This window comes from Fructilactobacillus florum 8D, assembly GCF_000512295.1.
Lineage (GTDB): Bacteria > Bacillota > Bacilli > Lactobacillales > Lactobacillaceae > Fructilactobacillus > Fructilactobacillus florum.
On sequence record NZ_ALXG01000033.1, the window covers coordinates 87,040 to 98,677 of the forward strand.

The following is an 11,638-nucleotide window of genomic DNA, read 5'->3' on the forward strand; positions in this document are numbered from 1 at the left end:
ATGAAGTATTTTGGAACAGATGGAATTCGTGGAATTGCCAATCAGGATTTAACGCCCGAACTGGCTTTTCGAGCCGGACGAACGGGAGGATATGCACTGACTAAGCGGAGTGCCACTGACCACCAGCCCCGAGTGTTGGTCTCTCGAGATACCCGAATTTCCGGACAGATGCTTGAAGATGCTTTAGTCGCTGGATTACTATCGGTTGGAATCGAGGTTATTCGGTTAGGAATCATCACGACTCCAGGAGTTGCTTATCTCGTTCGGGATCAAAATGCTGATGCAGGAGTAATGATTACCGCATCACATAATCCGGCAAAATACAACGGTATTAAGTTTTTTGGTGGAGATGGTTATAAGCTATCAGATGAGATTGAAGCAGACATTGAAGCGATGTTAGAGAGTCCCACGGATGATTTACCGCGTCCGGCTGCGACCGGATTGGGAGTTGCCGATAATTATACGGAAGCTGGACAAAAATATTTACATTTTCTAGCCCAGACAATTCCAGATAATCTTAAGGGTCTCAAAGTGTGTGTTGATGCAGCTAACGGGGCTGCCAGTGCGCTTGTTCCTCGTTTGTACGCTGATGTTGATCTTGATTTTACGACCAATGCCACGACTCCCGATGGGATCAACATTAACCAGCAGGTTGGATCCACGCATCCAGAACAATTACAAAAGCAGGTAGTTGCCGAAGGAGCACAGCTGGGCATTGCTTTTGATGGTGATGGTGATCGATGCATTGCCGTTGATGAGCAGGGAAACATTGTTGATGGCGACCAGATTATGTACATTTGCGGGAAATATTTTGATGATCATGGTCGACTAAAACAAGATACCATTGTGACTACGGTAATGAGCAATCTCGGTATGTATAAAGCCATGGAAGCCCATGGTTTGCAAAGTGTCAAAACTAAAGTTGGTGATCGTTACGTAGTCGAGGCGATGAAAGCTGATGGATATAACTTAGGTGGGGAGCAGTCAGGACACATTGTTTTCCTTGACTTTAATACTACAGGCGACGGAATGCTGACCAGCTTGCAATTAATGTCCATCATGAAAGAAACGGGTAAATCCCTATCTGAACTGGCAGCCGAAGTACAAAAATATCCTCAAAGTTTAGTAAACGTGACGGTTACTGATAAAGAACAAGCCCTGCACCATCCAGAGGTCCAACAAGCAATTGATCAGGTTGAAACTGAAATGAATGGTAATGGTCGGGTTTTGGTTCGCCCGAGTGGGACGGAACCATTACTGCGGGTTATGGTTGAGGCGCCAACTCAAGAGGAAAGTCAACAGTACGCTGAAAAAATCGCACAGGTGGTTAAACAATTAAATTAGCTTTTTGGAGAACAGTTTTTTAACTGTTCTTTTTTAACCAGTAGACCAATTTGGCAAAATGTTTGACAACAATCTCACAAAATACTACCATTATAGTGGTTGTTAAACTTAAAAATTAGAATATACATCTATACCAATTTGAAATGAGGATACAATTATGTGTGGAGTAGTAGGCGTTGTCGGCAATCCAAAGGCGACTGATATTTTAGTGCAGGGACTGGAAAAATTACAGTACCGGGGCTATGATTCTGCGGGAATCTTTGTTGAAACGGCTGATCAACAGACTCATCTAGTTAAAACTACTGGTAGTATTAATGATTTACAAAAAAAACTCACTGCTGCTGATCAAGGTTCTACTGGGATTGGTCATACGCGCTGGGCAACGCATGGTGGCGTTACGGTTGAAAATGCGCATCCGCAGTATTCTGACGATGAACGATTTTATCTGGTACATAATGGAGTGATTGAAAATTTTCAGGAGCTCAAAGATCAGTACCTACAAGGAGTGAGTTTTAAAAGTCAGACTGATACCGAAGTGGTTGTACAGTTGGTTGACAAGTTTGTGACGATCGATCACCTATCAACTACAGATGCTTTTTTTAAGGTAATTAGTTTGTTGAAAGATTCATCGTATGCAATGGTAATGATGGATCGAAAAGACCCAACGGCTCTTTATGTGGCGAAAAACAAGAGCCCACTGTTAATTGGACGGGGAACCGATTGTAATGTGATTTGTTCTGATTCGATTGCGATGCTGGATGTAACGCATCAATTTGTGGAAATTGAAGACGGAGATGTTTGTGTGGTTAAAGCTGACCAGCTGCAAATCTATGATTCAAAGCGGCAACTGGTTACTCGCCGGGAATTTACGGTCAATGTTGATCCAAGTGCTTCTGATAAAGGAACATATCCTTATTACATGTTGAAAGAGATCGATGAGCAGCCCAACGTGATGCGACGTCTTTCCGCTAAATACCTTAGTCAAGATGGACAAACAGTCCTTGACCCAAACCTACTGAAAGCAATGGCAAATGCCGATCGAATCTACTTAGTGGGAGCAGGGACAAGCTACCATGCTGGTTTAGTCGGGAAAATGCAGTTAGAACGGTTGACCGGGATTCCAACGGAGGTTCGGGTGGCTTCTGAGTTTGCGTATGATGAACCCTTACTTTCTGAGCATCCCTTCTTTATCTTCCTATCCCAAAGTGGAGAAACTGCAGATAGTCGCCAAGTATTGGTAAATGTTAACCAACAGCACTATCCAAGCTTAACGATTACAAACGTTGCCAATTCAACGCTTTCCAGGGAGGCAACTTTCACGCTACTATTAGATGCTGGGCCTGAAATTTCAGTTGCCTCAACCAAGGCTTACACTGCCCAAATTGCCTTAGAAGCCATTTTAGCTAAGGCAGTCGGAGAACACCTTAATCGTGCAGTTGCACGTCAATTTAATCTGAAACAACAACTTGCATTGGTAGCACAGGGGATGCAAATGATTGTTGATGAAAAGGCTCAGATTGAAAAAGTAGCCCAAGACGCTTTTGTTAACGCTCAGCAGGCCTTCTATATCGGACGAGGCATTGATTATACGGTCTCTATCGAAGCGGCGCTCAAATTAAAGGAAATTTCGTATGTACACGCAGAAGGTTTTGCATCCGGAGAACTGAAGCACGGAACGATTGCTTTGATTGAAGCCGGCACGCCAGTGATTGGGATTATTACTGCTAGTCGGACTGCCAGCTTAACTCGAAGTAATCTGGCTGAGACGGAGGCGCGGGGAGCGAAGACGTTTGTAATTGCGCGAGCAGGTCTCTCAGAAGCAGGGGATACATTTGTGATCCCTGATGTTGACGAATTATTAACACCACTTTTAAGTGTTTTGCCCGCTCAATTATTGGCATACTATACCAGTCTTAATAAGGGACTTAATGTTGATTTGCCAAGAAATCTTGCAAAAAGTGTGACGGTAGAATAATTATGAAAAGAATTGTTAGTGCAATTCTTTTTTCGTTTAGGAAGTAGTAACCATGAAATACACCAAAAAAACGAAGTTTATGAAGCATGATCGCAAGGAGAGCACGTGGGAAAAATTCAAAGATCAGCAGAATCGCCTGAGTGCTAAACGTCGGGGAGCATCTGTAGGAAAAAACAGCAACGGGAGAAATCAGTATGTCACTAAAAAGTCATGAAACCTTGACCTTGATTGAAGAAATCACCCGGTTGGATGGGTCTAAGTATTTAGAAATCAGTAATATGGTTCAAAATGGGCGAGCTGAGTTAGCGGTGGAGCGCAAACAGTTGCAACAGGTTCGAATTCTACAGTTAAACATCCCGCACTCAATTCACGTCCAAAAATATGAGCACTATCTGAACGCTAACTTTACAATGCCAACGGAGCAAACTCCCCAGTTTGAGGAATGGAAACGGACTCCTGAGATGGAGACTGAGGTTGCCCAGATTTTAAAAGAAAACCACATTGGTTAGTAAAATTGCTAACTTTACCACACGCTGGCTTTATGTAATAATCAAAAAAAGATCGCGGGAGGCAACTGATGACGGAAAAATTTTTAATTGGGACTTATACGAGAAAAAGTAGCGAAGGAATTTATCAAGTAGAATTAGATACGCAAACAGAACGACTGCAAAATCTGACCCTGGTCGGAAAAGCGGGTTCACCGACTTATCTGGCAGAATCTAACCAGCATGTCATTTATGCTATCAATCGGGATGATTCACAAGCGGAACCGTATGGTGGTCTGGTGGGGTTAGATGGTAATACGCTACCAGCATCTAGCTTGCAACAGGTGATGGAACCTGGTAGCAGTCCGGCATACGTAACGGTGGATGAGACGCGTCAGTTAGTACTGAGTGCAAACTATCATTCTGGAGTGGTTACGGTGTATCGAATTAATTCAGATCAGACCCTGACAGAGACTGATCGAGTTCAGGATCAGGGAATGGTCGGACCACAACCAGAACAGGCAGATGGTCCGCACCCTCACTATGCGGATAGATTGTTTGACCAACGGGTGCTAGTCTGTGATTTAGGACTCGATCGCTTATATTGCTATGATCTAGATAATACTGGCAAGTTACACTTGGTTAACCAAATGCAGACTAGTCCCGGTTTTGGTCCTCGTCATGCCGATTACGTGGAAGAACTCGGAAAAGTTTACCTAGTTGGGGAATTGAGTAGCGAATTAGCCGTGTTGGATTATGATGAGGAAACGGCGCAGCTAACGGTTCAACAAGTTGTTTCGACGATTCCTACCGACTGGACGACGCATAATGGTGCTGCAGCCATTCACATCTCTGCAGACCATCGCTTTGTTTACGTTAGCAATCGAGGAAATGATACGTTGGCAGTGTTTGCGATTCAGCCTGATGGTAGTGTTAAGCAGGTGCAACTAATTTCGACTGGTGGTGAATTTCCGCGTGATTTTAACTTTAATTGCGATCAGCGTTACGTGGTAGTGGCCAATCAAGAGAGTGATAATTTATCGTTATTTGCCAGAAATCGCGACACAGGTAAGTTAACAATGTTACAGGATAATTTCAAGGTCCCAGAGGGTACTTGTGTCGCTTTACGGAAAAATTAAGTTGCTTTTTATAAATAAATCAAGTACACTTGCTTTTGAAAATGACTAATCAGGAATAGTAGTTCGATTAACAAATGATAGCGAGTTTCGGATAGTGCGAGCGGAACTGAGTTTTCGAGTGAAAAACACCCTGAAGTTGTGGTTAACTAGACCGCCGGCTTTTGACCGTTATCAAAAACTGAGCTGGCTTATCAGTTGATAGGCAATTTTGGGTGGTACCGCGAAGACCTCGTCCCTAGTGATGAGGTCTTTTTGTATCCAAAAAGGAGAGTAGCAAATGGCTAATGTTTTAGTTAAAGATTTATATACAACGAACGAGGGGCAAAAACAGCATCAAATTCAAATTTCTGGTTGGATTCGAACTATTCGTTCCTCTAAAAAAATTGCTTTTTTAGAAGTTAACGATGGTTCTTACATTCGCAATATACAAGTGATTGCCAAAGCCAGTCAGCTTGAAAATTTTACAGAAATTACGAAACTTTCGATTGCTTCGGCAGTGACGATTTCAGGGGAGCTGGTGCCAACCCCAGAAGCTCCGCAACCGTTTGAGCTACAGGCTCAAACGATCACGACTGCCGGGGTTGCTGCCAATGATTATCCGCTACAAAAAAAACAACATTCATGGGAATATTTACGCACAATTGCGCATCTGCGCCCTCGCACGAATACTTTCTATGCGGTTTTTAAGATTCGCTCGCAGGCGGCGTTTGCAATTCATGAATATTTACAACATCATGATTTTGTGTATGTCAATACCCCGATCATTACTAGTAGTGATACAGAGGGAGCCGGGGAGATGTTTCGGGTAACGACCCTTGATCCGAATGATCCCCCCAAGACGGCCGATAAAAAACTTGATTTTAACCAGGATTTCTTCGGTCAGGAAACTAATTTAACGGTTAGTGGACAGTTACCGGTAGAAGCATTTGCGATGGCCTTTCGTAATGTGTATACCTTTGGTCCAACTTTTCGGGCTGAAGATTCTCATACTAAGCGACATGCTGCTGAGTTTTGGATGATTGAACCAGAGATGTCTTTTGTTAATCTAGTTGATATTCTCGATGTATCAGAATCCTTATTGAAATACGTCATTGAATATTTATTACAACATGCCAGTGCAGATCTCCAATTTTTGAATGATAATGTGGATGACCAATTGTTAGCCCGACTACAAGCAACCCTTCAAAACTCATTTGCTAGGATTACTTATACAGAAGCAATTGAACGGTTACAAGCGGCTCCCGTTGACTTTAAGTTCCCAGTGGCATGGGGAATTGATTTAAAAGCAGAACATGAACAATATTTAGCTGAAGAAATCTTTAAGCGTCCCGTCTTTGTGACTGATTATCCACGTGGAATCAAGGCATTTTATATGCGCGATAACGATGATCAACGGACGGTGGCCGCCGCCGATTTGTTAGTTCCGCGGATTGGAGAGTTGATCGGTGGTAGTGAACGCGAAGAACGGACGGATGTTTTAGCAGCCAAAATGAAAGAGTTTGGGTTACCTCAATCTGAATATGAGTGGTATCTTGACCTTCGTCGCTATGGAGCAGCCAAACATGGTGGTTTTGGGATTGGCTTTGAGCGGTTATTGATGTACGTAACGGGAATGGATAATATTCGTGACGTGATTCCCTTTCCACGAATCCAGGGAAATATTCAATTTTAAAGGTGTTAACTGATGACCACAAGCCCCCCAAAATCATTTTTAGGGGGCTTTTTTGATGGTTAATTGGCTACCAGGATTACGATTATTTAATGATTAGTTGCAAGCTAAATGATTGTGCGATTGATAAAGTCTCCTTTTTTTAAAGATCAACATGGAGTATAATTAACTTTGGAAAAATTCAAAAAAGGAAGGAACTTGTAAATGGAAACGAAACAGGCAATGAGTTCCGGTTGGCGATTTTGGTTTATCGTTACAATGCTGATTGGAACGTTTACGATGTCGATTAGTCAGTCGTCATTATCAACGGCTTATCCGACGCTTATTAATTATTTTGGGATTTCTGCAGATACGGTTCAGTGGTTAACCACTGGTTTTATGATTGTAATGTGTATTACGATGCCGATTAGTCCCTGGCTCTTGAACAACTTGAGCTTTAAAACCTTGTTTATTAGTGTTTTAGTACTCTTTGATGTCGGAACTTTGATTATTTTGGCAGCTCCCACTTTTTGGGTAATGCTGGTGGGAAGAGTGATGGAAGCAATGGCCGTTGGTGTCTTATTTCCTTCCTATCAGACCGTTTTATTAGAGATTACGCCAGAAGAAAAGCGTGGGACCATCATGGGGATTGCTGGTTTAGTGATGGGATCGGCCCTAGCATGTGGCCCAATTATTTCTGGGATTGTGTTGAATTACACGACGTGGCGGGGATTATTTGTCTTTTTTATGGTGGTGATCACCTTGATTTTAGGTGTTTCATTCTTGGTCATGCGCGACGTGATGCCTCGAATTGCCACTAAGTTAGATTGGTTATCGATTTGCTACTCGCTTGGTTTGATTGGAGTACTGTATTGCATTACGGAGATTGGCAAATTAGAAGCTAACGGGGCGGTACTACTAATAATTATGCTTGGTTCGCTAATTTTGCTAACGCTCTTTGTGCGTCGCCAGTTATCGATTAGTAATCCATTACTAGATTTACGGGTGATGAAGGTTTTTAATTATGATTTAGCAGTCTTACTAACTGGATTTTCATATATTTCGCTGATTGTAGTGACCATCATTTTCCCACTTTACTATCAAGATGTACTGGGCGTTACTCCCTTCATTTCTGGTATGGCGTTAGTTCCTGGTGCGGCGCTATTGAGTATTTTAAATCCAATTACTGGGACACTAGCCGATAAAATCGGTTTCAAACCAACGATGTTGATTGGAATGTTGATGATTGTAATTGGTTGGGGCTTATTAGCCCTATTAACGATTCACCAGATTTGGATCATGATTGCGCTTGCTATGTTAATTGAGGGTGGGAATGCCTTTGTCATGATGCCAGCGGTTACGTTAGGTGCTAATTCGCTCCCAACTCAGTTAATTTCACACGGAACGGCGGTCATCACTACCGTGCGACAAGTACTTGGTTCCACTGGAGTTGCGGTTGCGACCCTGATCCTAGTTAACTTTACAAAAATGGGAACGGCAGCTGGTAAGTCACTGACAGCGGCTAATCAGGCTGGTTTCCATGCGGTGTACTGGACGTTCTTTGGAGTTGCGCTGGTTGGATTACTGATTGCCGGATTACTTCGGAATACGCAAGATCATAGTAAATAAACCTAGTTATATGCTAAGATAACGAGTAAATGCAAAGTCATTGAATATCAATGGCTTTTTTGCTTGGAGGGCGCTTATGAAACGAAAACAGCAACATCATTGGGTACGAAGAATATTAAAAGATCTCTTGATCACGATATTATTGCTGATTGGTCTGGGCTTAGTGTTTAATTCCCAGCTACAAAGCTGGTGGATTAGTCATCAATCACAACAGAAGGTCGAAAAAATCTCTCATGCAGAGGTGAAACGGGGGCAGCAACAACGCGCTGAATATAAATATGAGAATGTTAAGGCCGTCTCTGATGATTCATTTTTAGAAAGTCAAAAAGCAAAACAAACTGCGGCGATTGGCAAAATTTCAATCCCGGAGCTTAACATCGAACTGCCCATCTTTAAAGGCTTAAATACGCAAAACCTCACTATCGGAGCGGGCACCATGAAAGCGTCACAGAAAATGGGCCAGGGAAACTATACCTTGGCAGGCCATCACATGAAGGATCCAAACGTGTTGTTTTCACCGCTTTCTCGAGCTAAAAAAGGGCAGATGGTCACAATTACGAATCTTAAGCATGATTACCGTTATCAAATTAGTCAAATTAAAGTTGTTCCTGAAACTGATGTTTCGGTCTTAGATGACCATCCAAATCAAAAACTCTTAACTTTAGTGACATGTGCATCAGGTAATCCGGGAGAAACTCGGCGGTTAATTGTAACTGCAAAGTTGATTGAGTAACCTAGCAGCAATTTTGGTAGTGTGCTATGCTTTTGACCAGATTTAAAAGGAGGATGATTAGATGAATAAGTTACAAGAGTTACAGCAATCACTACAGCAACACGAAGTTGATGCAGCTTATATCAGTAACTTTGAGGACATTCAGTATTTTACTGGATTTGGTAGCGATCCGATTGAACGGGTTCTAGCATTATTTGTGTTTCCCGATGATGATCCCTTCCTTTTTGCGCCAGCGCTTGAGGTCGAGGACATTCAGAAGTCAGGGTGGCCTTATGCCGTGGAAGGTTATCTCGATCATGAGCATCCATTTCAAAAGATTGCTGATCACTTGCGTAGTCGGCACCGAGCATTGCACCACTTTGCAATTGAGAAGGATAATCTAACAGTGGGGCGGCTGCAAGCGCTGCAAGCAGAATTTCCGGCAGCAACTTTTGAATTTGATTTGACCCCGTTAGTAGAACAACTACGCTTGGTTAAAACCTCTGATGAACTTGAAAAGTTGCGAGCTGCGGGACAGGAAGCCGACTTTGCATTTCAAGTCGGTTTTGAAACCGTGCGGCCAGGGATTTCTGAAGCAGACGTTGCTGCTGAAATTGAATATCGTTTGAAAAAACGGGGCGTGATGGAAATGAGTTTTCCAACGTTAATCCAGGCTGGATCCCATGCTTCCCAGCCACATGGTGATACGAGTGCTCGCAAGATTCAGGAAAACGAACTAGTGCTGTTTGATTTAGGGACAGTACATGAAGGATATATTAGTGATGCTAGTCGAACTGTGGCTGTGGGAAAACCAACGAAACAACAGCAAGCGATTCATGAAGTTTGTTTAGAAGCCCAATTGGCAGCTCAGGCAGCAGTGCGACCAGGAATTACGGCAGCTCAATTAGATCAAATTGCTCGTGATGTAATTATCAAAGCTGGCTACGGTGAATACTTCATTCACCGGTTAGGGCATGGTGTTGGGATGAGTGAACATGAATTTCCATCTATCATGGAAGGCAATGATTTAGTATTACAAGAAAACATGTGTTTTTCGCTGGAACCGGGGATTTATATTCCAGGCGTGGCAGGAGTGCGTATCGAAGATTGTGTGCGGGTGACGAGCGCCGGCTGTGAACCATTTACGCATACAGCCAAACAGCTACAAACATTTGGCTAAGTAATAATAAGGTCATATTGATTAAAAAAATAATTAAATTTCTAGCAATTCTATTGTACGCTTTTTCACAACGTGCTATGATATAAATGTAAACGATTACACTCAATTTGAGAGGGGTAGAAATCATGAAAGTTATTGCTGTGGGTTGTACGCACGCCGGAACCTTTGCCGTGAAACAAACGTTAGCTAACCATCCAGATGCCGAAGTAACGATTTATGAAAAAAATGATAATATTTCATTTTTATCTTGTGGGATTGCTTTATATCTCGGAAAAGAAATTAAAAATAACGATCCTAAGGGTCTTTTTTATTCTAGCCCCGAAGAACTAAAATCCTTGGGTGCAAATGTGCAAATGGAGCACTTAGTTACAAAGATTGATCCGGACCAGAAAAAGGTGACGGTTAAGAATTTAGAAACGGGAACTGAAACAGAAGATACGTATGATAAATTGATTATGACTTCTGGTTCTTTACCAATTGTTCCACCGATTCCCGGAATCGAGAGCAAACGGGTTTACTTGTGTAAAAACTGGCATGATGCACAAAAATTATTCCAAGAGGCACCTAAAGCAAAATCAATTACTGTGATCGGTTCTGGTTACATTGGTGCTGAATTAGCAGAGGCTTATTCAAAGCAAGATTACGAAGTTAATTTGATTGACGGAGCTAATCGGGTGCTTTACAAATACTTTGACGAGAAATTTACTGACATTTTGGCTGATGATTATCAGCAAAATGGCGTTAAATTAGAACTTGGAACTAAAGTTTCTGCTTTTGAAGAAGTTGATGATGGGATCATTGTTAAAACCGAAGACCAGCGTTCCGTTAAGTCGGATATTGCCATCTTGTGTATTGGTTTTAAACCCAACACCGAGTTACTCAAGGGTAAAGTGGAAATGATGCCTAACGGAGCCATTATCACCGATGACTACATGCATTCTTCCAACCCTGATATCTTTGCCGCTGGTGATAGCGCTGCCGTACACTACAATCCAACTGGAAAGAATGCTTACATTCCGTTAGCTACGAATGCTGTACGACAGGGAATGCTAATCGGAGAAAACTTGACAGAAGATAAGGTAAAATACCTCGGTACGCAATCTTCATCAGGCTTGATGTTGTACGGACGGACATACGTTTCAACTGGTTTGAACATGGCTGCTGCAAAAGCGCAAGGAATCAAGGCACACCAGGTAATCGTTGAGGACAACTATCGTCCCGAGTTCATGTTGACCACGGAACCAGTTTTGATGTCCTTGGTTTACGATCCAGATACCCGTCGCATTTTGGGGGGCGCTCTGACTAGTAAATACGATGTTTCGCAATCTGGTAATGTACTATCGGTCTGCATTCAAAATCACAATACTATCGATGATTTAGCAATGGTTGATATGTTGTTCCAGCCACAGTTTGACCGACCATTGAACTATTTGAACATCTTAGCCCAAGCAGCTCAGGCGAAAGAAGCTAAGTAACCATAATTTAAGCGCTTAGCAAAAAAGACACTCAATTAATTGAGTGTCTTT

General features: G+C 42.4%; 10 protein-coding genes. All 10 read left to right on the forward strand.

Annotated elements, in window-relative coordinates; translation table 11 throughout:
- The 10 genes from glmM to B808_RS04165 all read left to right on the forward strand — a co-directional run bounded on the left by glmM (position 1) and on the right by B808_RS04165 (position 11,587).
- Complete coding sequence (gene glmM / locus B808_RS04125; RefSeq protein WP_035422102.1) at positions 1-1,344, forward strand: phosphoglucosamine mutase; 1,344 nt, start codon at positions 1-3, stop codon at positions 1,342-1,344.
- A 157-nt stretch (positions 1,345-1,501) separates the two neighbouring features.
- Complete coding sequence (gene glmS / locus B808_RS04130) at positions 1,502-3,319, forward strand: glutamine--fructose-6-phosphate transaminase (isomerizing) (protein ID WP_009166914.1); 1,818 nt, start codon at positions 1,502-1,504, stop codon at positions 3,317-3,319.
- A 52-nt stretch (positions 3,320-3,371) separates the two neighbouring features.
- Complete coding sequence (locus B808_RS06615) at positions 3,372-3,533, forward strand: hypothetical protein (protein WP_191975715.1); 162 nt, start codon at positions 3,372-3,374, stop codon at positions 3,531-3,533.
- Positions 3,514-3,828 carry a hypothetical protein gene (locus B808_RS04135; protein ID WP_009166913.1) on the forward strand — a complete coding sequence of 105 codons (315 nt, stop codon included), beginning with the start codon at positions 3,514-3,516 and terminating at the stop codon, positions 3,826-3,828. The genes B808_RS06615 and B808_RS04135 overlap by 20 nt, the downstream gene beginning before the upstream one ends.
- Before the next feature lie 68 nt (positions 3,829-3,896).
- Positions 3,897-4,943 carry a lactonase family protein gene (locus B808_RS04140; protein WP_035422104.1) on the forward strand — a complete coding sequence of 349 codons (1,047 nt, stop codon included), beginning with the start codon at positions 3,897-3,899 and terminating at the stop codon, positions 4,941-4,943.
- Between the two features lie 277 nt (positions 4,944-5,220).
- The gene (gene asnS, locus B808_RS04145; RefSeq protein ID WP_035422106.1) at positions 5,221-6,615 is read left to right on the forward strand and encodes an asparagine--tRNA ligase; all 1,395 of its coding nucleotides are present in this window, start codon (positions 5,221-5,223) and stop codon (positions 6,613-6,615) included.
- 201 nt (positions 6,616-6,816) lie between these two features.
- The gene (locus B808_RS04150; protein ID WP_035422108.1) at positions 6,817-8,220 is read left to right on the forward strand and encodes an MFS transporter; all 1,404 of its coding nucleotides are present in this window, start codon (positions 6,817-6,819) and stop codon (positions 8,218-8,220) included.
- A gap of 76 nt (positions 8,221-8,296) precedes the next feature.
- A complete protein-coding gene (locus B808_RS04155; RefSeq protein WP_081716739.1) occupies positions 8,297-8,953 on the forward strand; it encodes a class A sortase in 657 nt (218 codons plus the stop codon).
- Between the two features lie 61 nt (positions 8,954-9,014).
- A complete protein-coding gene (locus B808_RS04160; protein ID WP_035422109.1) occupies positions 9,015-10,112 on the forward strand; it encodes a M24 family metallopeptidase in 1,098 nt (365 codons plus the stop codon).
- A 125-nt stretch (positions 10,113-10,237) separates the two neighbouring features.
- Positions 10,238-11,587 carry an FAD-dependent oxidoreductase gene (locus B808_RS04165; protein WP_035422110.1) on the forward strand — a complete coding sequence of 450 codons (1,350 nt, stop codon included), beginning with the start codon at positions 10,238-10,240 and terminating at the stop codon, positions 11,585-11,587.
- Positions 11,588-11,638 lie beyond the last annotated feature (51 nt).